The 21,171-nt window shown below is 72.8% G+C and carries 22 protein-coding genes; 8 read left to right on the top strand and 14 right to left on the bottom strand.

The window, feature by feature from the left end:
- The first annotated feature begins 57 nt into the window (after positions 1–57).
- Together ACN9MM_RS19115 and ACN9MM_RS19110 are read left to right on the top strand one after the other, a co-directional pair.
- Positions 58–390, top strand: a complete 333-nt coding sequence (locus ACN9MM_RS19115; RefSeq protein ID WP_426368775.1) for a hypothetical protein — start codon at positions 58–60, stop codon at positions 388–390.
- A gap of 98 nt (positions 391–488) precedes the next feature.
- Complete coding sequence (locus tag ACN9MM_RS19110; protein ID WP_426364761.1) at positions 489–842, top strand: DoxX family protein; 354 nt, start codon at positions 489–491, stop codon at positions 840–842.
- Between the two features lie 61 nt (positions 843–903).
- Here the strand turns inward: ACN9MM_RS19110 and metG are convergent, their stop codons facing one another.
- Positions 904–2,511 carry a methionine--tRNA ligase gene (gene metG / locus ACN9MM_RS19105; RefSeq protein WP_426364760.1) on the bottom strand — a complete coding sequence of 536 codons (1,608 nt, stop codon included), beginning with the start codon at positions 2,509–2,511 and terminating at the stop codon, positions 904–906.
- 71 nt (positions 2,512–2,582) lie between these two features.
- Here metG and ACN9MM_RS19100 point away from each other — a divergent pair, with 71 nt between their 5' ends.
- Both ACN9MM_RS19100 and ACN9MM_RS19095 read left to right on the top strand, forming a co-directional pair.
- Positions 2,583–3,239: a response regulator transcription factor gene (locus ACN9MM_RS19100; RefSeq protein WP_426364759.1), complete on the top strand. Its 657-nt coding sequence runs from the start codon at positions 2,583–2,585 to the stop codon at positions 3,237–3,239.
- Complete coding sequence (locus ACN9MM_RS19095) at positions 3,236–4,330, top strand: sensor histidine kinase (protein ID WP_426364758.1); 1,095 nt, start codon at positions 3,236–3,238, stop codon at positions 4,328–4,330. Before ACN9MM_RS19100 ends, ACN9MM_RS19095 begins: the two co-directional genes overlap by 4 nt.
- Here the strand turns inward: ACN9MM_RS19095 and ACN9MM_RS19090 are convergent.
- Positions 4,327–6,024 (bottom strand): VWA domain-containing protein, encoded by a 1,698-nt coding sequence (locus ACN9MM_RS19090; protein ID WP_426364757.1) that lies wholly within the window; start codon positions 6,022–6,024, stop codon positions 4,327–4,329. The two genes, ACN9MM_RS19095 and ACN9MM_RS19090, sit on opposite strands and share 4 nt — an antisense overlap.
- Positions 6,025–6,282: 258 nt before the next feature.
- Here ACN9MM_RS19090 and ACN9MM_RS19085 point away from each other — a divergent pair, with 258 nt between their 5' ends.
- Entirely contained in the window at positions 6,283–8,346 is a 2,064-nt protein-coding gene (locus ACN9MM_RS19085; protein ID WP_426364756.1) for a PhoX family protein, read from the top strand.
- A gap of 30 nt (positions 8,347–8,376) precedes the next feature.
- On the opposite strand, the gene ACN9MM_RS19080 is transcribed toward ACN9MM_RS19085, so the two are convergent.
- From ACN9MM_RS19080 to ACN9MM_RS19045, 8 genes are all read right to left on the bottom strand, one after another.
- Positions 8,377–9,366 carry a hypothetical protein gene (locus tag ACN9MM_RS19080; protein WP_426364755.1) on the bottom strand — a complete coding sequence of 330 codons (990 nt, stop codon included), beginning with the start codon at positions 9,364–9,366 and terminating at the stop codon, positions 8,377–8,379.
- Positions 9,367–9,426: 60 nt separating this feature from the next.
- A complete protein-coding gene (locus tag ACN9MM_RS19075; RefSeq protein WP_426364754.1) occupies positions 9,427–10,902 on the bottom strand; it encodes an APC family permease in 1,476 nt (491 codons plus the stop codon).
- Positions 10,903–11,207: 305 nt separating this feature from the next.
- Entirely contained in the window at positions 11,208–13,160 is a 1,953-nt protein-coding gene (locus ACN9MM_RS19070; protein WP_426364753.1) for an FUSC family protein, read from the bottom strand.
- Positions 13,161–13,257: 97 nt separating this feature from the next.
- Positions 13,258–13,500, bottom strand: coding sequence for a DUF2630 family protein (locus tag ACN9MM_RS19065; protein ID WP_383661180.1), 243 nt, complete (start codon positions 13,498–13,500; stop codon positions 13,258–13,260).
- A gap of 18 nt (positions 13,501–13,518) precedes the next feature.
- Positions 13,519–14,493 carry an endonuclease/exonuclease/phosphatase family protein gene (locus ACN9MM_RS19060; protein ID WP_426364752.1) on the bottom strand — a complete coding sequence of 325 codons (975 nt, stop codon included), beginning with the start codon at positions 14,491–14,493 and terminating at the stop codon, positions 13,519–13,521.
- Positions 14,494–14,498: 5 nt separating this feature from the next.
- Positions 14,499–14,930, bottom strand: coding sequence for a hypothetical protein (locus ACN9MM_RS19055; protein ID WP_426364751.1), 432 nt, complete (start codon positions 14,928–14,930; stop codon positions 14,499–14,501).
- On the bottom strand, positions 14,927–15,370 hold the full coding sequence (locus tag ACN9MM_RS19050; RefSeq protein ID WP_426364750.1) for a DUF7144 family membrane protein: 444 nt from the start codon (positions 15,368–15,370) through the stop codon (positions 14,927–14,929). Before ACN9MM_RS19050 ends, ACN9MM_RS19055 begins: the two co-directional genes overlap by 4 nt.
- Positions 15,371–15,407: 37 nt before the next feature.
- Positions 15,408–16,205 (bottom strand): alpha/beta fold hydrolase, encoded by a 798-nt coding sequence (locus ACN9MM_RS19045; RefSeq protein ID WP_426364749.1) that lies wholly within the window; start codon positions 16,203–16,205, stop codon positions 15,408–15,410.
- Positions 16,206–16,284: 79 nt separating this feature from the next.
- Between ACN9MM_RS19045 and ACN9MM_RS19040 the strand changes: the two genes are divergently transcribed.
- On the top strand, positions 16,285–17,616 hold the full coding sequence (locus tag ACN9MM_RS19040) for a PLP-dependent aminotransferase family protein (RefSeq protein ID WP_426364748.1): 1,332 nt from the start codon (positions 16,285–16,287) through the stop codon (positions 17,614–17,616).
- A gap of 158 nt (positions 17,617–17,774) precedes the next feature.
- On the top strand, positions 17,775–18,179 hold the full coding sequence (locus ACN9MM_RS19035; protein WP_426364747.1) for a hypothetical protein: 405 nt from the start codon (positions 17,775–17,777) through the stop codon (positions 18,177–18,179).
- Between the two features lie 61 nt (positions 18,180–18,240).
- Here ACN9MM_RS19035 and ACN9MM_RS19030 read toward each other — a convergent pair whose 3' ends face one another.
- The 4 genes from ACN9MM_RS19030 to ACN9MM_RS19015 all read right to left on the bottom strand — a co-directional run bounded on the left by ACN9MM_RS19030 (position 18,241) and on the right by ACN9MM_RS19015 (position 20,866).
- Positions 18,241–18,615, bottom strand: a complete 375-nt coding sequence (locus ACN9MM_RS19030) for a VOC family protein (protein WP_426364746.1) — start codon at positions 18,613–18,615, stop codon at positions 18,241–18,243.
- 7 nt (positions 18,616–18,622) lie between these two features.
- On the bottom strand, positions 18,623–19,081 hold the full coding sequence (locus tag ACN9MM_RS19025; protein WP_426364745.1) for a universal stress protein: 459 nt from the start codon (positions 19,079–19,081) through the stop codon (positions 18,623–18,625).
- Between the two features lie 77 nt (positions 19,082–19,158).
- A complete protein-coding gene (locus ACN9MM_RS19020) occupies positions 19,159–19,782 on the bottom strand; it encodes an FMN reductase (protein WP_426364744.1) in 624 nt (207 codons plus the stop codon).
- Between the two features lie 4 nt (positions 19,783–19,786).
- Positions 19,787–20,866: an LLM class flavin-dependent oxidoreductase gene (locus tag ACN9MM_RS19015; RefSeq protein ID WP_426368774.1), complete on the bottom strand. Its 1,080-nt coding sequence runs from the start codon at positions 20,864–20,866 to the stop codon at positions 19,787–19,789.
- 132 nt (positions 20,867–20,998) lie between these two features.
- Here ACN9MM_RS19015 and ACN9MM_RS19010 point away from each other — a divergent pair, with 132 nt between their 5' ends.
- Positions 20,999–21,142: a DUF6126 family protein gene (locus ACN9MM_RS19010; RefSeq protein WP_426364743.1), complete on the top strand. Its 144-nt coding sequence runs from the start codon at positions 20,999–21,001 to the stop codon at positions 21,140–21,142.
- Positions 21,143–21,171 lie beyond the last annotated feature (29 nt).

Genomic DNA, 21,171 nt, shown 5'->3' with positions numbered 1-21,171 from the left:
CCTCCGTCACCCACACGTGTGAAGAGCCCGGATCTCTCGGTCCCGGGCTCTTGGCATATGCCACGGTGTCGGCATGAGGAGTCCGCCGTGAATGTCCTGACGCAGGACGGGTTCGAGGAACTTGCCCGTGCCGGTGAACGTGTCGACGAGTCACTGCGTCTGGAGTTCCTCGACGGGAAGATCGTGGAGAAGGCCGCGCCGGACGGCTGCCACGGGCGGATCATCGCGTGGCTGACGCGCCTGTGCATTCAGGCCGACGCAAGCTGGTGGCTCTATCCCGATCAAGGGCTGAGGATGGTGGCGACCGTGCCCTTCGGCAAGACCGTCACCCTGCCCGAGCCGGTGAGGATGGAGCTGGACACGGAGCCCTTGAGGAACTGGGTGCGCTGAAACTTCCTCGCGCGGGCTGTCACACATCCCGTCCCGCCTCCGTCAGTGCAGTGTCCGGCTCGAACGAGGCGGATACGGGAAAGGCTGAAGGAGCCGAGATGTTCGCCGAGATGTCCACCACCGCCATCGTCGTCACCGCCGTCGCCGCGTTCATGGCCGGGTTCTCCGGGGCGTCGATCTTCTTCAAGGCCAAGTTCGTCGTCGAGCCCCTCGCCGAGTACGGGGTGCCGCGGGCCATGTGGAACTGGCTCGGTGCCGCCAAGGCCGCCGGGGCCGTCGGTCTCATCGTCGGGTTCTGGGTCCCCGTCATCGGGACCCTCGCCGCGATCGGCCTCATCCTGTACTTCGCCGGTGCGGTGATCACCGTCCTCCGGGCCCGCGCCTACGGCCACGCCCCCTTCCCGCTGGTCTACATGGCGCCCGCCGTCGCCGCCCTCGTCCTCACCTGGTGACCGTGGGCAGCGAAAAGGCCGCCGCCCCCCGCAGAGGGGAACGGCGGCCTTCGCCGTTGCGTCAGTCCTTCTTCGGGTCCTCCAGGCGCGGGAAGAGCACCGCGCCCTTCGTCACCGTCGCGCCAGCCGGCAGCTGCCCCCACGTCGCGGAGGACTGCACCGGCTGCTCCGGCAGGGCGCCCAGGGACGCCTCGGCGCCCAGGGACTCCCAGAGCGCCTGCGAGGTCTCCGGCATGATCGGGTTCAGGAGGACGGCGACGGCGCGGAGCGACTCCGCGGCCGTGTACAGGATCGTCGCCAGGCGGGCCTGGCCCTCCGGCGAGTCGTCCTTCGCGACCTTCCACGGCTCCTGCTCCGTGATGTAGCCGTTGACCTGCTTCACGAAGTCGAAGATCGCCAGGATGCCGCCCTGGAAGTCGAGCTCCTCGCCGATCTTCGCGTCGGCGGTCGCGACCGCCTTCGCCAGACCCTCGTGGATCGCCTTCTCCGCGTCGCCGTCGGCCGCCGACGCCGGCAGCTCGCCGCCGAAGTACTTGCCGACCATCGCGGCGACACGGGACGCCAGGTTGCCGTAGTCGTTCGCCAGCTCGGACGTGTAGCGGGCGGTGAAGTCCTCCCACGAGAACGAGCCGTCCGAACCGAAGGCGATCGCCCGCAGGAAGTACCAGCGGTACGCGTCCACGCCGAAGTGCGAGGTCAGGTCCTGCGGCTTGATGCCCGTCAGGTTCGACTTCGACATCTTCTCGCCGCCGACCATCAGCCAGCCGTTCGCGGCCACCTTGCCCGGCACCGGGAGGCCCTGCGCCATCAGCATCGCCGGCCAGATCACCGCGTGGAAGCGCAGGATGTCCTTGCCGACCAGGTGCACGTTCGCCGGGAAGGTCTCCTCGAACTTCGCCGGGTTCTCGTTGTAGCCGACGGCCGTCGCGTAGTTCAGGAGCGCGTCGACCCACACGTAGATGACGTGCTTCTCGTCCCACGGGATCGGGATGCCCCAGTCGAACGTCGAGCGCGAGATCGACAGGTCCTGCAGGCCCTGCTTGACGAAGTTCACGACCTCGTTGCGGGCGGACTCCGGCTGGATGAAGCCCGGGTTGGCCTCGTAGAACTCCAGGAGCTTCGGGCCGTACTCGCTCAGCTTGAAGAAGTAGTTCTCCTCCTTGAGGATCTCCACCGGCTTCTTGTGGATCGGGCACAGCTTCGTGCCGTCCTCGGCCTCGATGAGGTCGCCGGGGAGCTTGTACTCCTCGCAGCCCACGCAGTACGGGCCTTCGTACCCGCCCTTGTAGATCTCGTCCTTGTCGTACAGGTCCTGCACGAACTCCTGCACGCGGTCGGTGTGACGCTTCTGCGTGGTGCGGATGAAGTCGTCGTTCGCGATGTTCAGGTGCTCCCAGAGGGGCTTCCACGCCTCCTCGACGAGCTTGTCGCACCAGGCCTGGGGCGTGACGTTGTTCGCCTCGGCCGTGCGCATGATCTTCTGACCGTGCTCGTCCGTGCCGGTGAGGTACCACACCTTCTCGCCGCGCTGACGGTGCCAGCGCGTGAGCACGTCGCCTGCGACGGTCGTGTAGGCGTGGCCCAGGTGAGGAGCGTCGTTGACGTAGTAGATGGGGGTCGTGACGTAGAACGCCTTCGCCCCCTGCTTCTCGGATCCAGTGGCCGCCATGGTCGAAATCCTAACGGCCCTACGAAGATCCACTCACATCGATAAGGACGGGGGTGTGGATGATGAACGGCATGCGTGTACTCGTAGCCGAGGACGAGGCGGACCTCGCCGCGCTCCTCGCCACCGGCCTCCGCCGTGCCGGCTTCGCCGTCGACACCGTCCACGCGGGCGACGACGCCCTGGAACGGCTCGCACTGTACGAGTACGACGTCCTCGTCCTCGACCGCGACCTGCCCCGCGTCCACGGCGACGACGTCGCCCGCCGGGTCGTCGCCGCCGGATCCCCCACCCGGATCCTCATGCTCACCGCCTCCTCCGCCGTCGAGGACCGCGTCCAGGGCCTCGACCTCGGCGCCGACGACTACCTCGGCAAGCCCTTCGACTTCCCCGAGCTCGTCTCCCGCGTCCGCGCCCTCCGGCGGCGCTCCGCCCGCCCCGCCCTGCCGCCGCTCCTCGCACGCGACGGCCTCGTCATGGACACCGTCCGGCGAACCGCCGCCCGCGACGGGCGGGACCTCGACCTCTCCCCCAAGGAGTTCTCCGTCCTCCAGCTCCTCCTGGAGGCCGACGGCGCCGCCGTCTCCGCCGAGGAGCTCCTCGAACGCGCCTGGGACGCCCACGCCGACCCCTTCACCGGGGCCGTACGCGTCTGCATGAGCAAGCTGCGGGGAAAGCTGGGCGAGCCCGCGCTCATCCGGACCGTCCAGGGCGTGGGGTACGTGCTGTGAGCGAGCCCGTCCTCGGCGCCGGGTCCACCATCCGTACCCGCATCGCGCTCGTCTACGGAGGCGTCTTCCTGGTCCTCGGCGCCGTCCTGCTGCTCGTGGTGAACCTGCTGGTCAGAGCCGGTACCGACGCCGACGCGGACGCGATCGTGGCCCGCGCCGACGACGTCGCCGTCGTCGAGGCGTACCGGATCGGCGACGACGTCAGCCGGGCCGCCGGCGAGCAGATGCTCATGTGGTCCTGCATGTCCCTGCTCGTCATCGCCTGCGGCGCGGTCGTGGTGGGGTGGTGGACCGCCGGGCGCGTCCTGCGGCCCGTCCACGAGATGACCGCCCGCGCCCGGAGCCTCTCCGGCCTGGAGGAGAGGCTCGACGTGCGCGGGCCCGACGACGAGCTCAAGGAGCTCGGCGACACGATCGACGCGCTGCTCGGACGCCTGGAGACCGCCTTCGACAGCCAGCGCCGCTTCATCGCCAACGCCTCCCACGAGCTGCGCACCCCCCTCGCCACCCAGCGCGCCGCGATCCAGATCGGGCTCGACGAGGACTGCGAGGTCCGGCAGGTGCTCCTCGACGCCAACCGGCGCAGCGAGCGCCTCATCGACGGGCTGCTGCTCCTCGCGCGCAGCGAGCGCGGGCTCGCCGCACGGGAGGACGTACGGCTCGGGGACGTCGTCGCGGAGGAGTACGCGGGCGCGTACGTGGCGGGCGACGGCGGTGTCGTACGGGGCAGCCGGGTGCTGCTCGCCCAGCTCGTACGGAACCTCGTCGCGAACGCGGTCGCGTACAACGTGCCGGGCGGCGAGGTCCGCGTACGGGTCGAGTCACCCGGCGTCCTCACCGTCGTCAACACCGGGCCGGTCGTCCCGGACGGCGACGTCGACGGGCTCTTCGAACCCTTCCGGCGCGGGGAGGGGCGGGACCGGATGGGGCCCGGCGCGGGGCTCGGGCTGTCCATCGTGCGGTCGATCGCCGTCGCGCACGGCGGTGCGGTGCGCGCTGTGGCGCGGGGGGCGGAGGAGGGCGGCGGGCTGGTGGTGACGGTGACCTTGCCGGTCACCGTCACCGTGCCCGTCGTCCCTGCCGCCGTCTAGAACTCCAGGCCGGAGAGCAGGCCCCGGTAGAACGCCGCGTGCGCCGTCTCCACGGGCGTCACGCCCGCGAAGTACGTCGCCGTACGGGGGGTGCCGTCGAGCTTCCTGAGGTAGTCGAAGGCCTTGTTGTCCTCCTCGCCCCAGGCCACGAACCGCCAGTGCAGCGGGCGGTCGGCGGCCTCGGCGAGCGCCTGCGTGGCGGCCGTCTTCGACTCCGGGGCGCCGTCCGTCTGGAACACGACGAGCGCCGGGCGTGCCGGGTCGTTCTTCTCGTGGTGGGCGAGGACCTCTTCCACGGCGCGGTGGTAGTTGGTGCGGCCCAGGCGGCCGAGGGTGCCGTTCACCTCGTCGATGCGGGTGGGGGTGAGGTCGGCGGGGGCCAGGTCGACGGTGCCGTCGATGTCCGTCGAGAAGAACACGGTCGTGACGGTGGCCGTCTCGTCCAGGTGCGCCGCGAGCGCCGTGACCTGCTCGGCGAGCCGCTGCACGGAACCGTCCTTGAAGTACCCGCGCATCGAGCCGGACCGGTCGACGACGAGGTACACGGCGGCGCGCGCCCCCGCGAGCTGCTGCTTCCTGAGCTGAGCCCCGGCAGCCTTGTACGCGTCCGCGAGGTGCGGGGCGGCTGCCTTGAGGGCGGCGAGGGGGAGGGCGGGGGTCTCGGTGGCGGCGACGTCGTCGGCGGGGGCCTCGGTGGGGGTGACCTCGGCGGTCGGTGCTTCGTCGGCGGGGGCCTCGGTGGGGGTGACCTCGGCGGTCGGTGCTTCGTCGGCGGGGGCCTCGGTGGCGGTGAACTCAGCGGTCGGTGCCTCGGTGGCCTCCGGCTCCGCCGCCGCGACGGCGACCGGCTCCGCCGGGGTGGTGGCCTCGGCCTGCGGTTCGTCGGCGGCCTCCGCCTCCGGCTCGGCCGGGGTCGTGTCGTCGTCGGCGACGACGGCCGCTTCCGGCTCCGCCGGGGTCGAGGCGACCTCCGCGTCGGCGTCGACGGCCGCTTCCGGCTCTGCGGCGGCGGCCTGCGGCTCGTCCGCGGCGACCGGCTCAACGGCGGCGGGGGTCTCCTCCGCCTCCGGCGTCGGCGTCGCCTCGGCCTCGGCCGGGGTCGCGTCCGTCTCGGCGGGAGCCGCGGGCTCCTCTGCGGCGTCGGCCGCAACCGTCGCCTCGGCGGGCGCCGGAGCCTCCGACTCGAGCGCCGCCTCGTCCTCGGCCGCCTCGCCGGAAGCCTCGGCCTCCTGCTCGGGGGCGGCAGCGTGGTCAGCGGCAACCGCCGTCTCGGCGGGAGCCTCGGCCTCCGGCTCGGGAGCCGCAGCCTCCTCAGCGGCAACCTCCGCCTCAGCCGTAGCCCCCGTCTCGGGAGCCTCCGCCTCAGCCGTCGGTGCCGTGTCCGTCCCCTCCGTCCCCTCCGTCCCCTCCGTCTCGGCCGTCTCGGCCGTTCGGGCCTTCGGGATCTGGGGGTTGTCGAACGACGCCGCCACCAGGTCGTCCGCCGCGCGGCGCGCCGCCGCCTCCGGCGTGGCCGGCGTGGCCGGCTTGGCCGGGGTCTCCGCCGTGTCCGCGTCCCCCGGCTCCGCCGCGTCCCGGAGTTCCGGGGCGGCGGTCGTCTCCTGGTTCTCACGCGTCTGGGGCGGGACGGAGGTTGCCGGGGATTCCTCGCGGTCCCGGCCGAACACCTTGCGCAGCATGCTCCGAATACCCATGGGCGAACCCTTTCGCATGAGTGGGGGTGCAGTGTGAATGTCCGTACTGGGCGTTTCGGGACGTTCATCCCTGGCCAGGGCGGACACGTAAGGTTAGCGGCCACCCCCTCCCCCTCCGATGACCCGGTCGCCCCCGGTTGCCGTGCATTCATTCGGCGTTCATTCCGGCGCCGCCCTTGTGCAGATGTGCGCACATAGCGTCGCCGCCGAAGGAATCCGACACCATGTCGGCGCAGTGGTGCGCCGGAGGAGGACGAAGTGCGCAAACTGCTGCCGCTGCTGAGCACGAACCCCCACGGAGGCGGCCGTTCCGCTCTCACCTGCCGGTTCCGCTGTGGTGACGCCTGCTTCCACGAGGTGCCCAACACCAGCGACAACGAGTACGTCGGCGACGTCATAGCCGGTGTGCTCTCCCGCCGCTCCGCCCTCCGTGCCGCCGCCGTCGTGACGGTCGCCTCCGCCGCCGGTGGCGCCGTCGTCCTCGGCAACGCCCCCGTCGCGGAGGCCCAGCCGCACAGGCCGGGGAAGCCGCAGCCCAGCGACGGTGCCCGCGGCCTCCGGTTCGAGCCCGTCGCGCCCAACAACGACGACCGGGTCACGGTCCCCGCCGGATACGGCCAGAACGTGGTCATCCGCTGGGGCGAGCCCATCCTCCGCGGCGCGCCCGCCTTCGACTCCGAGAACCAGAGCGCGAAGGCGCAGGCCGGCCAGTTCGGCTACAACAACGACTTCCTCTCCCTGCTGCCGCTGCGCGGGGAGTACGACCGTCAGGTCCTCGTCGCCAACCACGAGTACACCGACGAAGTCCTCATGTTCCGCGGGTACGACGCCGCCGACCCGACCCGCGAGCAGGTCGAGGTCGCCTGGGCCGCGCACGGCCTGTCCGTCGTCGTGGTCCAGGAGGAGCACCGTACGGGCAGGCTCACGCCCGTCACCCGCCACCGTCTCAACCGGCGTCTGCACACCACCAGCGAGTTCGAGGTCACCGGCCCGGCCGCGGGCAGCGCCCTGCTGAAGACCTCCGCCGACCCGACGGGCCGCACGGTCCTCGGCACGCTCAACAACTGCGCCGGCGGCACCACCCCGTGGGGCACCACCCTGCACGGCGAGGAGAACTTCAACCAGTACTTCGCCAACGGTTCCAGCGCCACCGACAAGCGGTACGGCGTCGGCACGGGGGCCACCGAGCGGAAGTGGGAGCGGTTCGACAAGCGCTTCGACCTCAAGCAGGAGCCCAACGAGGTGCACCGCTTCGGCTGGGTCGTCGAGCTCGACCCGTACGACCCGGAGTCGACGCCCCGCAAGCGCACCGCGCTCGGCCGCTTCAAGCACGAGGCCGCGCAGCCCCGGCTCACCGAGGACGGCCGTCCGGCCGTCTACATGGGTGACGACGAGCGGTTCGACTACTTCTACAAGTTCGTGTCGAGCAAGCGGATGAAGAAGGGGAACTCGCGGGCCGCCCACGAGCACAACCTCACCCTTCTCGACGAGGGCACCCTGTACGTCGCCAGGCTGACCGGCGACTCGCCCGCCGCCGAGATCGACGGCACCGGCAAGCTTCCGAACGACGGCGAGTTCGACGGCTCCGGCGTGTGGATCCCGCTCGCCACGGCCGGCCCCGACGGCGCCGTCTCGCACGTCCCCGGCATGACCGCCGAGGAGGTGTACGTCTTCACCCGCCTCGCCGGTGACAAGGTCGGCGCCACCAAGATGGACCGGCCCGAGGACGTCGAGCCGTCCCCGCGCAGCGGTCGCGTCTACGTCGCGCTCACCAACAACAGTGACCGCGGCAAGGCCGGCAAGGCGCCCGCCGACGAGGCCAACCCGCGCAACCTCAACAAGCACGGGCAGATCCTGGAGCTCGCCGAGCACTGGGACGACCCCTCCGCCGACGGCTTCGCCTGGCGCCTGTTCCTCGTCGCCGGCGACCCGAACGACCCGGCCACCTACTTCGCCGGCTTCCCCAAGGAGAAGGTCTCCCCGATCTCCTGCCCGGACAACGTCGCCTTCGACCCGCACGGCAACCTGTGGATCTCGACCGACGGCAACCAGCTCGGCTCGCACGACGGCCTGTTCGGCGTCGCCACCCGCGGCGAGCGGCGCGGTGAGCTCAAGCAGTTCCTGACCGTGCCGACCGGCGCGGAGACCTGCGGCCCGCTCGTCCAGGACCGCCGCGTCCTGGTCGCCGTGCAGCACCCGGGCGAGGTCGACGGCGCCTCCGTCGAGAAGCCCGCGTCCGTCTGGCCCGACGGTCCCGGGAAGATCGTCCGCCCGTCGGTCGTCTCCGTGTGGCGCACGGACGGCCGCGACATCGGCGTCTGATCCCGGTGGCGGCGGGGCCTGGGAGCGGGGTCACTCCACTCCCAGGCCCTCCCTGAACCGTGTGAACTGCTCCTCCGGGTCGCCCGTGTACGCCCAGGGCACCCACGCGGCCCGCGTGCCGAGCATTCCCATCAGCTCCCGGGCGAGCTCGACCTGGCCCGCGTAGCAGGCCGCGTGCGCCAGGAAGTTGAGGTCGCCGACCTCCTCGGGTGCCACCGGGCGCGCCGGGTCCCGCCCGCCGATCCAGCGCGCGTGCGTACGGCGCAGTTCCGTCACCGCGAGTTCGTGCTTCCAGTGCTGGTCGAAGCCGCGCACCGGGCCCCGGCCGAGCGCCCCGTCCGCGATGTACCGGTACTCCTCGACCCGTGCCACCTGCACCAGGACCGGCAGCGGCGAACCGGGCGGTGCCACGCCGGCCGCGTCGCGCGCGAAGTCGTACATGCTGCCGTGCGTGCCGTGCCACCGCGCCGACCAGTAGCGCAGCACCTGGATGTGGCCCTCGGTGTTGTACGGGTCGCGGCGCCGCAACTCGTCGAACCAGTGACGCAGTTCACGGCGGGGTACCCCGCCCTCGTACAGCCGCGCGACCGAGAGCAGCGACACCCACGGCATCGGGTCGGCCGGTGCGGCCTCGGCGGCGCCCCGGCAGGCGTCGACGGCGGAGTCGATCCGGCCCCGTTCGAGGGTGGCGCCGCGGCCGGCCGCGATGGCCGCGTCGAAGACCCGTACGACCTCGGTCGCGGCGCGCAGCACGGCGGCGTCGGGGTTGCCGGGCTCGGCGGCCCTCCAGGTCTCGACCGTGGAGCTGCCGGCGGCGGCGTGCGAGAGGAGCCGCAGCCGGTGGGTGCGGCGCGCCCAGTCCGTACCGGTGGCGGCGAGCAGGTCCCGTACGCCCTGCCAGCGGCCGATGACGATGTCTTGGCGTGCCTCGGTCAGCGCCCGGTCCCCGAAGTCCGGGTCGAAGTCGGGCGCGAAGCGCTCCGGACGCGCCGGGCGCACGGAGCGGCGGCGTACGGCCATGGGGGCCTCCTTCGGGTTCGGCTGCCGTCAGAAGTCGCTCGGTGGAGAAGAGAGGGGGCGTCAGAAATCCGTTGCGTAGCTCTTGTCGCTGGTTCCCGTACGCGCGCGCGTAGCGGGGCCCGAGCCCTCGGCCGCCGCGAGCGCGCGGACCGCGTCCAGGCGGGCCGGGCGGTAGTAGTCGCTGCCCTTGCGCCAGTACACGACCAGCGGGACCACGCCGAGGAGCAGTCCGCCGAGGCCGATGGTGACGGCGGTCGTGGACAGGACGCTGAGCGATTCGACGAAGGCCCAGAGCATGAAGGCGGAGCCGAGCAGCGGCCAGAGGCCGCCGAGGAGCAGGTTCCGTACGGAGCGGAACAGGACCGCCTTGTACGCGACGACGGCGGCGATGCCCGCGAGGCCGTAGTAGAAGGCGATCTGGAGGCCGATCGCGGACACGGCGTCGCTGAGGAGCTGCTGCACGGAGCCGGCGGCCGCGGCCGCGCAGAACATGAGGAGGGCGGCGCCGCCGACGGCGGCGATCGCGACCCACGGGGTGTTCCAGCGGCGGTGCACGAGGCCGAGGGCGGCGGGCAGGGTCCGGTCGCGGCCCATCGCGAAGAGCGAGCGGGTGACCTGGAGGAGGGTGGTCTCCAGGGTGGCGACGGTGGACAGGATGACGGCCACGACGAGCAGTTTGCCGCCGACGCCGGGCCAGATCTCCTGGCCGAGGACGGCGAGGACGTTGGGTCCTGCGGCGCGGATCTCCTCGGCGCTCAGCAGGACGTTGACGGCGACGGTGAAGGCCTCGAAGAGGAGGAAGACGAAGCCGACGCCGACGAGCGCGGCGAGGCCCGCGGTGCGGCGGCTGTTCCGGGTCTCCTCGCTGAGGTTGCTGGTGACGTCCCAGCCCCAGTAGTAGAACGCGGCGATGAGCGCCCCGGCGGCGAAGCCCTGGGGTCCGTCGAAGCGGTCGAGGGCGAACCAGGACCAGTCGAAGGCGGTGGCCCGGCCCCGGTGCGCGACGGCGGCCAGGACGAAGCCGAGCAGGATGAGCATCTCGACGCCGGACATCACGAGTTGCGCCCGTACGGTGAGGCGGGCTCCGCCGAGGACGACGAGCAGCATCATCAGGAACCAGCCGGCGCCGACGGCCGCCGCGAGCGGGGTGTGCGCGGCGAGGTCCGGGTCGATCAGGGAGAGCGTGAGGGAGCCGGCGGGCAGCGAACCGGCCACCATGAACACGGTGGCGGCGAAGACGAGCGCCCAGCCGGAGAGGAAGCCGAGGAAGGGGTGGAGGGTGCGGCCCACCCAGGAGTATCCGGCGCCGGCGTTGACGTCGATGCGGCCGAGGCGGGCGTACGCGAGGACGATCCCGAGCATCGGTATCGCGCAGTAGAGCAGGGCGCCGGGCCCGGCGAGGCCGACCGCGCCGAAGAGGACGGCGGTGGTCGCGGCCAGCGAATAGGCGGGGGCGCTGCCGGCGACGGCCATCACGATCGTGTCGAAGGTGCCGAGGACGTTGGGCTGGAGCCCTCGGTTCGTGGTGGTGCGCATGGCGGGTCCTCGGGGGCGCGGGGGGCTGAGGCGGGGCGGTGCGGGTGGTGCGGGGTGGTGCGGCGGTGGGGCCGCGGGCGGTGCTTCAGGTGGGGCTGGAGAGCGGGCTGGACGTGGGGCTGGGGGCGGGGCTGGGGGGCAGGGCGAAGTGGCCCGTCCGCCGGGTCGGTTGCCGACGGCGGCGGGCGCGGATCACGGTGAATCGAGCGCATCGTAGTCGCCCGGGTGGCTTCCGGTAACGGCGGCGGGGAAGGTTCCGTTCCGTGACCGCCGGTAAGTACTCCCGTACGCCCCCTGAGCGAGGTTTACCGCAGGTCGGGACCGGCGATCGCGCGGGCCGCGGCGACCTCCTGACGGAGCGGAGCCAGGACTCCGCTCTCGTCGCCGGGGAGCTCCGCGCGGACCTCCACGAGCGTCTCGCTGGCACGCAGCCCGTCCGCGAGCTCCCGCAGCTCCCGCCGCACGGCGTCGGCCTCCGCCGGATCGGGCGCGGGAGCCCCGTGGTCGACCCGGATCCGGGCCGCGGTCGTCGCGTCCACGATCCGCTCCACGGCGACGACGAGCGGCCACCAGGCCGCGGCCCGGGTGCCGGTCGGCGGCGGTTCGGTCAGGGCCCGCTGGAACTCGGAACGGACGGTCGACAGGTCCCGGTACAGCTTGCGGCGGGCCCGCAGCCGGCCGCTGTGGTCCTCCTGGGCGCCGAAGGCCCGCTCCACGTACGCGGCGGTGTCGGCGACCGCGTCCGCGAGCCGGTCCCCGATCCGGGCGTGCCAGGACTCGGGCCACAGCAGATAGCCGGCGACCAGGGCGATCCCGCAGCCGATGAGCGAGTCGTACAGGCGGGGCAGGACGAGGTCGAAGCCCTGGTGGTTGAGGGTGTCGGAGAGCAGCAGGATCACCGGGGTGATGGCCGCGGTCTGGAAGGCGTACCCCTTCGCGGAGAAGGCGGGGATCAGGGCCGCGAGGACGACCATCACCGGCACGTCCCACCAGCCGCGCGGCACCTGGGAGAGGACGAGCGCGGCGAGGACGAGCCCGGCGGCGGTGCCGGCGGCGCGGAGCACGGCCCGGGAGAACACCGAGCCGAAGTCGGGCTTCATGACGAACGTGACCGTGAGCGCGACCCAGTACGAGCGGGGCACGGCGATCAGCGAGACCAGGGCCTGGGCGAGTCCGATGCAGAGCGCGAGCCGCAGGCCGTACCGCCAGGACGCCTCGGAGAACAGGACGGCGCGGGTGGCACGGCGGACGCGGACGCGGAGCGCGGCGGGGCGGCCGAGCCGGTCGTCGACGTTGTACGGGTCGGGGTCGGACTTGTGGACGACGGCCGCCGCGTGTCGCAGGGCGTGGTCCACGGCCTTCTCGGCGGGCCGTTCGGGCACGGGAAGGTCCAGGTCGGGGTCGCCGGTGCGGCCCTCCTCGACGGCGTCCGCCAGGTCCCGGACGCCCGCCGGGATCGCCGGGGACAGCGGGCCGACGAGCCGGGCGCGCAGATGGGCGGCGGGCGCGGCCTCGACGAGCGGGATGACGACGTTGAGCTGGGCGAGGACGCGGACCAGGGAGGGGGCGCGGCCGTGCTGGCGGGCGCGGCGGGCGAGGACGAGGTCGTACGACTGGTTGAGGGAGGCGGTGACGGCCTGCCGCTTCTCGTCGTACGCGGCGGTGCCGGTGGCCTCGTACAGCTCGGCGACGGTGCGGTAGGTCGCGGCGACGGCCTCACGCTCGGGGGCGGCGCGGCGCATCGGCCAGCCGAGGAGGGTGAGGACGAGGACGAACAGGCCGCCGAGGGTGAGGAGCGCGGGCGCCATCCACCAGGGGTCGGGCATGGGGAGGCCGGCGCCGACGACCGCGTTGAGGAGCAGGAGCAGCCCGGAGACCGAGGCGACCGCGCCGATCGAGGAGATCATCCCGGAGACCAGGGCGACGACGGTGAGTGCGGCGACCGCGATCCAGCCCTGCCCGAAGACGAGGGTCCCGAGGGTGACGCCGAGGGCGCCGAACAGCTGCGGCACGGCGATGTTGTAGACCCGCATCCGGTAGGCGTCGGCGGTGTCGCCGATGACACCGGAGAGCGCGCCCATGGAGACGAGCGCCCCGTACGCGGGCCGGCCGGCCGCGAGTCCGACGGCGAGGGGCACGGAGAGGGCGAGGGACGCGCGGACGACGGCGGCCCAGGGGATGGGCGTGGGCGCGGGCTTGAGACCTGCGGTGAGCCAGGCGGGCGGGGTGATCCGTACGGGTCCTACGGGGCGTGCCATACGCCCAACGTACGACGCGCGGGCGCCCCGCCTGTTGCGGGCCCACGCTCTTGCCCCGCGGCGCCCCGCGCGGAACGCCTGTCCGCGACGGGGGCGGTCAGTTGCGGTAGGACTCGACCTCCGAGGGTGGGCGGAGGGCGGCCTCGTCCGGGTCCTCCCCGAACTCCGCCTTCGCCCGCCGCTGCCGCAGCAGGTCCCAGCACTGGTCGAGGCGCACTTCGAGGTCGGCGAGACGGGCGCGCTCCTCGGGCGGGAGGCCGCCGGTGCCCGCGCGCTGCCGCAGGGAGCGTTCCTCCTCGACGAGGGCGCCGATGTCGTCCAGGATCTCCTCGTTGTCCATGCCTTCCAGCGTGGCGGATCAGCGCCCGGTGTGCAGGTCGAGATCGGCGAGGACGGCCCGGTGGTCGGTGCCGGCGAGGCCGGGGAAGCGGACGCCCCGGACGGTGAAGTCGTCGCTGACCAGGACGTGGTCGATCTGGACGTACGGGGGGAGGGGGCCGTCCGTGGGCCACGTGGGGGTGCGGGCGGCTCCCGCGAGGCGGGCGGCGTCGTGGAGCCGGCCCGCGTCGAGGACGGCGCGGAAGGCGGCGTGGTCCTGGGAGGCGTTGAAGTCCCCGGCGAGGATCAGGGGGCCGGGGGCGTCCCGGGCCGCGACGTCCCGCACCCTGCCCAGTTCCTGTTTCCACCGGTGCACCCGGCCCGGCAGCGGAGGCAGCGGGTGGGCGAGCCGGACGCGGACGGAGCGCCCGCCGATCCCGGCGGTGGCGCCGGGCATGCCCATGGCCGCCGGGACGGTGTCCTCGTCGCGCAGGGGGTAGGCGCTGAGGAGGACGGAGCCGGCGGACCCGTCGGCGTCGACGGAGGCGTGGTGGGGGAGTTCGGCGGCGAAGGCGCCGGTGACGGCGCGTCCGCACGCGCGGTCGCACTCGGAGACGTACACGAGCTGGGGACGTTCGCGCCGGATCACGGCGATCAACGCCTGGGTCGCCCGGCCGAATTCGACGTTGGCGGAGAGGACGCGGACGGGGGCGACGACCGGTCCGCGCGCGGTGGTGGCGTCGGGCCCGTACGGCTGGAGCGTCCACAGCGTGGCGGCGAGGACGGCCACGGCGAGGAGGGACAGGGCGCGGTGGCGGGCGTACGCGGCGAGCAGCACAGCGAGCCCGGCGGGGACGGTGAGCCAGGGGAGGAAGGAGAGGAGCTGAGGGACGGGTGTGATCGCGTCGGTGTCCAGGAGGCGGCAGCCGGTGACGACCGCGGTGACGGCCAGGAGCAGCCCCGCGGCCCAGGCGCCGAGGCGGCGCCCGGGCTTCAGGAACGGCGGTTCGTCCACGCGCCTCAGTGTCGCAGGGCCTGTGCGATCTCCGCCTTCGGTGTGCCCGAGAGGGTCCGGTTGCTGCGTGCCGTACCGGTCTTGGACTTCCCCGGCTCGACGCCGTCGATGTTCAGGACGACGGCGTCGAGCAGGTTGCCGTCCGCGTCACGGAAGTCGACCATGATCGTGTAGTCGGCGTTGTCGTCCTTGGGGTTGGTCGCGGTGATTGTGGCGACCGTGCGGTCCCCGTCGGTGCCGGTGGGGCCGGCGCTGACGTCGCCGCCGGCGTTCACCCCGTCCTTGACCTCGTTCATCTTCTCCTGGGCGGCCGAGGCGACGGCCGCCGTGGCGGAGGAGACGATGTCGCCGGCCGTGTCCTTGGCGGCGTCGCAGCCGGTGAGGGCGAGGAGCAGGGTGGTGGCGGCGAGGGCGGTCGCGGTCGTGCGGCGTCTCATCCGGCCGCGCCTCGGTACTTCTCGCCGGAGCCGTACGCCTCGTCCGTGGCCAGCGCCCAGATCACGAAGATCGAGACGGCCATGGAGAAGAGCGCCCACCACGGCTGGTAGGGCAGGAAGAGGAACTGGAAGAGGACGTTGAGGGAGGCCAGGCAGATGCCGGCGATCCGGCCCCACTCGGCGCCCCTGAGGATCCCGAAGCCGGCGATGGCGACGACGATGCCGAGGATCAGGTGGATCCAGCCCCAGGTGGTGAGGTTGAACTTGAAGACGTAGTCGCCGACGCGGGTGTAGATGTCGTCCTCGGCGATGCCTGCGATGCCCTGGAAGACGTCCATGAAGCCGGTGACCAGCATGAGGACGCCGGCGAAGAGGGTGCCGCCGGCGGCCCACTCGCCGGAGGTGCTGTTCTGCTGGGGAGGTGCGCTGTTCTGGCTCATGGCCCCATCGTCGGAGCGTTCGTACGATTCCGAACTTTCAGCTGGGCCGAACGAGTGAGCGGAGGAAGGCGTCGAGGGCCGCGTCGAACTCCTCGGGCCGTTCCAGGTTGGGCAGGTGCGCGGCCCGTTCGATCACGATGAGCGTGGAGTGCGGGAGCAGGGCGTGCATCTCCTCCGCGTCCGCGACCGGGGTGTACGTGTCGTCCCGGCCGACGACGACGAGCGCGGGGACCGCGAGGGCGGCGAGCGTCGCGCGGTAGTCGGGGCGCTCGGCCCGGCCGCGCAGGGCGGCGGCCGCGGCGACCGGGTCGGTGGCGCACATCATGCGGTGGACGTGCGGCGCGGCGTGCGCGTTGTACGGGGCGACCATCCGGTCCAGGACCTCGTCGGCGTACCCCCGCATGCCCTCCTTGAGCAGCCGGTCGGCCATGGCGTTCCGCGCGGCCCTGCCCTCCTCGGTCTCGGCGGCGGGGAAGGTGTCGGCGAGGACGAGGCCCCGGACGCGCTCGGGGTGGCGGCGGACGAGCTCCATGGCGATCTGCCCGCCCATGGAGAGCCCGGCGAGGACGCAGTCCTCGATCTCCAGGTGGTCGAGGAGGCCGACGAGGTCCTCGGCGAAGTCGCCGAGGCCGGTGATCTCGGGCGTCGCGCCGAGCGGGGTGGTGCCGTAGCCGCGCAGGTCGGGTGCGATGACCCGGTGCGTGAGCGAGAAGAGGTCGATCTGGGGCTGCCACATGGTGTGGTCGAAGGGGTGGCCGTGGACGAGGAGGAGCGCGGGGCCGCTGCCCCGGTCCTCGAAGTGGAGGCGGGTGGCGGGGGTGTCGGTGGAGCGCATGACGGCAGGCTAGGCAGCCGCAACTACTCGGTGCAATAAGATCTTTGCTCTCGGTGCAATGGGGTGGGGGAGGTCTCCGGTGGACGAGTACCGCAGGATCGCGGACCGGGTCGAGGCGGCCGTACGGGACGGGCGGCTGCGGCCCGGCGACCGGCTGCCGCCGCAGCGGATCTTCGCCCGCCGCCACGGGATCGCGAACTCGACGGCGATCCGGGTGTACGGGGAGCTGGCCCGCCGCGGCCTGGTCGTCGGCGAGGTCGGGCGCGGCACCTTCGTCCGGGCCGCTCCCCCGCTGCCCGGGCCCGCGCTCGCCGAGGCGACCGGCGCCGCACCCGTCGACCTCCAGCTCAACTACCCGGTGACCGACGGTCAGTCGGAGCTGATGGCCCGCGCGCTCACGGCCCTCGCCCGGCCCGACGTGCTCGCCGAGGCCGTCTCCCGGCCGGCCGCCGCGACCGGTACGGCCGAGGCCCGGGAGGCGGCGGTGGCCGTGCTGGCCCGGCCCGGCTGGGCGCCGGACCCCGACGGCGTCCTCTTCGCCGGGAACGGCCGCCAGGCCATCGCCGCCGCGCTCTCCGCCCTCGTGCCGCCCGGCGGCCGCCTGGGCGTCGAAGCGCTCACGTACCCGCTGGTCAAGGCGGTCGCCGAACGCCTCGGCATCCGGCTCGTCCCGCTCGCCCTCGACGCGGAAGGGGTACGCCCGGACGCCCTGGAGTCCGCCCACCGGACCGCGCCCCTCGCCGCCGTCTACCTCCAGCCCACCCTGCACAACCCGCTCTCCACGACCACCGGGGAGCGACGCCGGGCCGAACTCGCCGAGCTGCTCCGCCGCCTGGACCTGACGGCCGTCGAGGACACCACCTGGGCCTTCCTCCTCCCCGACGCGCCCGCGCCGCTCGCCGCGCACGCGCCCGAGCGGGTCCTCCTGGTCGACAGCCTCTCCAAGCGGCTCGCCCCGGGGCTGACCGTCGGCTACCTCGTGACGCCGCCGAGGCTCCGTACGGCGGCGGCCGACGCCCTGCGCTCCGGCGCCTGGACCGCCGGCGGACTCGCGCTCGCCGCCGCCACCCGCTGGACCGGGGACGGCACGGTCGCCGAGGCCGTCGCCGCCAAGCGGGCGGACACCCGGGCCCGGCACGCCCTGCTCCTGCGCCGGCTCGCCGGACACACGCTCCGGACCTCCCCGCACGCGTACTACTGCTGGTGGGAGCTGCCCGCGCCCTGGCGCGCGGAGACGTTCACGGCAGCGGCCGCCGCACGCGCGGGCGTGGCGGTCACCCCGGGCAGCGCCTTCGCGGTGGGCCCCGGCACGGCCCCCGACGCCATCAGGCTGGGCCTCGCGTCACCGCCCCGCGCGGTCCTCGACGAGGCACTGGCCCGGCTGGCGGCGGTGGCGGAGGAGGGGCCGTGAGGGCCTCGAAGTCGCTCGCCCTCCCGGGCATGCTCTTCGAGATCGACGCCGTCGCCGTACGGCCCGCCGGCTGATCCACTTGCGGGCCGCCGTTCACGGGTGTGCCCTGGAGGGTGCGGGACCGGGAACCAGGGGGGCGACAGACGGGAGCTCCAGTCATGGCCGCACACGCAGCGGCGCCCACCGGGCACCGGATCAGCATGTATGGCTGGGGAACGCCGGTCACGATCGGTGTCCTCTACGGCCTCTACACGTCGACGGTCGCCCGCCAGGGCGGTCCCGTCACGTGGGGGCAGTTCTGGCTCGGCCTCATCTCCGCCGCCGTCCTCGCCGTCGGCATCTACATGCTCCGGCACCACGGCCGCGTCCTCCCGCGCGAGCTGCGCGCCGCGGCCTGGGCCGCGCTGGTCGGCATCGCCGTCGGCTTCCTCTACAGCCTGTCCGGCGCGAGCATCTTCTCGTCGAGCGGACTGGGGCTGATGAGTGGCGCGGTGGCCGGTGGCGCCGCGTACTACCTCTTCTACACACACGAGGACGGGGCCGGTCACCCGGCTCCGTACTGATCACGCCGACCGTGGGCGGCCGCCCCGCTCCCGCGGGGCGGCCGCCCACGGCCGCGTGGGGTCACCCCGCGGTGCGGGGCGTCGTCTGCTGGACCGACCAGCGGTTGCCGTCCGGGTCCTGGAAGTACACGAAGGAGCCCCACGGCTGGTCGTCGATCTCCGTGACCTCGATCCCGCGCCCCCGAAGGTCCGCGTGCGCCGCCTCGATGTCGGCGACCACCACCTGCATGTTGTCCAGCGAGCCCGGCGTCATCTCCGTGATGCCCTTGCCGAGGGCGATGGAGCAGGCGGAGCCGGGCGGTGTGAGCTGGACGAAGCGGATCTCCTCGCTGACGGTGATGTCGTGGTCGGCGTGGAAGCCGACCCGTTCGTAGAAGGCCTTGGCCCGGTCGATGTCGGTGACGGGCACGCCGATCAGTTCGAGCTTGATGTCCATGGGGGCATCATGCGCCGGGAGCCGGTCCGTCGCTCTCCGTCCCGCCCCGCACGACGACCACCGGGCACGGCGCGTGCTGGGCGACGTGGGAGGAGACCGAGCCCAGGACCGCTGCCTTGAAGCCGCTGTAGCCGCGGTCGCCGACGACGAGCAGCTCGGCGCCCTCGGCCGCGTCGACGAGGGCCTGGGCCGCGTTGCCGCCGACCACCGTGCGGGTGGTGCCGGCGGCCGCCTCCGGGGTGAGGGTGGCGTCCAGCGCCTGGTCGAGGATCTGCCCGGCGAGCTGCTCGGGGTCGAACTGCAGGGGGACGCCCGGCAGCACGCTCGCCCAGACCGCCGGGTACTCCCAGCTGATCACCGCCTCCAGCGAGTCCCCGGTGAGGGCGGCCTGCGCGGCCGCCCATGCCAGCGCCTTCAGGGCCGGTTCCGATCCGTCCACGCCCACTACGATCCTGCCGCCGGCCATCGACCGACCTCCGTTTCGCTGTCGGGTACCCGGGAGGCCGGGCCTCCCGGGGCTCCCCCACAACGTAACAAAAGTGATCAGTCCAGGCGCAGGTCGGCCAACTGCTTCTCGAACGGGACGATCTCGTCGTCGTCCTCCCGGCGGGCGGGCCGCGCCGCGACCGTGTCCGCGAACTCCTGGCCCGCACGGGTGATCCGGGCCGGCAGCCCGTCGGTGTACTCGTCGCCGCCGGAGCCCCAGTCCTCCGAGGCCGCGTAGACCGCGGTGGGGACGACGAGGGCCCGCAGGTAGGCGAAGAGCGGCCGCAGGGCGTGGTCGAGGACGAGCGAGTGGCGGGCGGTGCCGCCGGTCGCGCCGACGAGGACGGGGGTCCCGGTGAGCGCGGCCGGGTCGATCAGGTCGAAGAAGGACTTGAAGAGACCGCTGTAGGAGGCCGTGAAGACGGGGGTGACGGCGATGACGCCGTCCGCGCCGGTCACGGTGTCGATGGCCTCCTGGAGCGCGGCCGACGGGAAGCCCGTGACGAAGTTCTTCGCGATGTCGACGGCCAGGTCGCGCAGTTCGACCACCTGGACGTCGACGGCGTACTCCTGCTCGGCCAGCCGGTACCGGGCCGCCTGGAGCAGGCGGTCGGCGAGCAGCCGGGTGGACGAGGGCGCGCTGAGTCCGGCGGAGACGGCGACGATCTTCAGCGTCTGCATGACGTCAGACCTCCTGGGACGCGAGGACGGCGGGGTGGAGCGGGGCGGTCTCCGGTACGCCGGCGGGGCGCAGGTTCGCGAACTCCTTGCGCAGCACCGGGATGACCTCCTCGCCGAGGATGTCGAGCTGCTCCAGGACGGTCTTGAGGGGCAGTCCGGCGTGGTCGACCAGGAAGAGCTGGCGCTGGTAGTCGCCGACGTACTCGCGGAAGGACAGGGTGCGTTCGATGACCTCCTGCGGGGAGCCGACGGTCAGCGGGGTCTCGCGGCTGAACTCCTCCAGGGAGGGGCCGTGGCCGTAGACCGGTGCGTTGTCGAAGTACGGGCGGAACTCCCGTACCGCGTCCTGCGAGTTCTTGCGGAGGAAGACCTGCCCGCCGAGGCCGACGATGGCCTGCTCGGGGGTGCCGTGGCCGTAGTGGGCGTACCGCTGCCGGTAGAGCCGGACCATCTTCTCGGTGTGCTGCTTGGGCCAGAAGATGTGGTTCGCGAAGAAGCCGTCGCCGTAGTAGGCGGCCTGTTCGGCGATCTCGGGGGAGCGGATGGAGCCGTGCCAGACGAACGGCGGGACGCCGTCGAGCGGGCGCGGGGTGGACGTGAAGCCCTGGAGGGCGGTGCGGAACTTGCCCTCCCAGTCAACCACGTCCTCCCTCCACAGCTTGTGGAGGAGCGCGTAGTTCTCGATGGCGAGCGGGATGCCCTGGCGGATGTCCTGACCGAACCACGGGTAGACCGGGCCGGTGTTGCCGCGGCCCATCATGAGGTCCACGCGGCCGTCGGCGAGGTGCTGGAGGGTCGCGTAGTCCTCGGCGATCTTCACCGGGTCGTTGGTGGTGATGAGGGTGGTGGAGGTGGAGAGGATCAGGTTCTCCGTGCGGGCGGCTATGTGCCCGAGGAGGGTCGTCGGGGAGGACGGCACGAACGGCGGGTTGTGGTGCTCGCCGGTCGCGAAGACGTCGAGCCCGACCTCCTCGGCCTTGAGCGCGATGGCGACGGTGTCCTTGATGCGCTCGTGCTCCGTGGGGGTGCGGCCGGTGGTGGGGTCGGTCGTCACGTCGCCGACGGTGAAGATCCCGAACTGCATCGTGCTCACCTCTCGCGTTTCCGTTTAGTGGTTGAAGCTTAAACTATCTGCTCCAACGGCGCGACCCCCCTCCCTATTCCGACCCCGTCCCCATTCCGGCCCCGCCCCGACCCGGCCCGTACCCTGGACCGCATGACCGACAAGGCGGCGCACGACGACGAACGGTGGAAGGAGCGGGGCGTGATGCTCCGCGTCTTCGTGTACGTCTTCGCCACCCACGCCTTCGCCGGCTTCGTCTGGCTGCTCTTCTACGTCGGCCAGAACGCCCAGAAGTAGGGCCCGACCAGGGCTCACGTAGAGTCCCC

This window comes from Streptomyces sp. E-08 (assembly GCF_049913095.1).
Classification (GTDB): Bacteria; Actinomycetota; Actinomycetes; order Streptomycetales; family Streptomycetaceae; genus Streptomyces.
The sequence above is the reverse complement of the archived record's forward strand: the minus strand, read 5'-3'. Positions and strand labels throughout refer to the sequence as shown.

Coding starts and splice junctions, on each gene's coding strand:
- ACN9MM_RS19115 (WP_426368775.1), top strand. CDS start 58: ATGCCACGGTGTCGGCATGAGGAGTCCGCCGTGAATGTCCTGACGCAG.
- ACN9MM_RS19110 (WP_426364761.1), top strand. CDS start 489: ATGTTCGCCGAGATGTCCACCACCGCCATCGTCGTCACCGCCGTCGCC.
- metG (WP_426364760.1), bottom strand. CDS start 2,511: ATGGCGGCCACTGGATCCGAGAAGCAGGGGGCGAAGGCGTTCTACGTC.
- ACN9MM_RS19100 (WP_426364759.1), top strand. CDS start 2,583: ATGCGTGTACTCGTAGCCGAGGACGAGGCGGACCTCGCCGCGCTCCTC.
- ACN9MM_RS19090 (WP_426364757.1), bottom strand. CDS start 6,024: ATGGGTATTCGGAGCATGCTGCGCAAGGTGTTCGGCCGGGACCGCGAG.
- ACN9MM_RS19080 (WP_426364755.1), bottom strand. CDS start 9,366: ATGGCCGTACGCCGCCGCTCCGTGCGCCCGGCGCGTCCGGAGCGCTTC.
- ACN9MM_RS19075 (WP_426364754.1), bottom strand. CDS start 10,902: ATGCGCACCACCACGAACCGAGGGCTCCAGCCCAACGTCCTCGGCACC.
- ACN9MM_RS19070 (WP_426364753.1), bottom strand. CDS start 13,160: ATGGCACGCCCCGTAGGACCCGTACGGATCACCCCGCCCGCCTGGCTC.
- ACN9MM_RS19065 (WP_383661180.1), bottom strand. CDS start 13,500: ATGGACAACGAGGAGATCCTGGACGACATCGGCGCCCTCGTCGAGGAG.
- ACN9MM_RS19055 (WP_426364751.1), bottom strand. CDS start 14,930: ATGAGACGCCGCACGACCGCGACCGCCCTCGCCGCCACCACCCTGCTC.
- ACN9MM_RS19050 (WP_426364750.1), bottom strand. CDS start 15,370: ATGAGCCAGAACAGCGCACCTCCCCAGCAGAACAGCACCTCCGGCGAG.
- ACN9MM_RS19045 (WP_426364749.1), bottom strand. CDS start 16,205: ATGCGCTCCACCGACACCCCCGCCACCCGCCTCCACTTCGAGGACCGG.
- ACN9MM_RS19035 (WP_426364747.1), top strand. CDS start 17,775: ATGGCCGCACACGCAGCGGCGCCCACCGGGCACCGGATCAGCATGTAT.
- ACN9MM_RS19030 (WP_426364746.1), bottom strand. CDS start 18,615: ATGGACATCAAGCTCGAACTGATCGGCGTGCCCGTCACCGACATCGAC.
- ACN9MM_RS19025 (WP_426364745.1), bottom strand. CDS start 19,081: ATGGCCGGCGGCAGGATCGTAGTGGGCGTGGACGGATCGGAACCGGCC.
- ACN9MM_RS19020 (WP_426364744.1), bottom strand. CDS start 19,782: ATGCAGACGCTGAAGATCGTCGCCGTCTCCGCCGGACTCAGCGCGCCC.
- ACN9MM_RS19015 (WP_426368774.1), bottom strand. CDS start 20,866: ATGCAGTTCGGGATCTTCACCGTCGGCGACGTGACGACCGACCCCACC.
- ACN9MM_RS19010 (WP_426364743.1), top strand. CDS start 20,999: ATGACCGACAAGGCGGCGCACGACGACGAACGGTGGAAGGAGCGGGGC.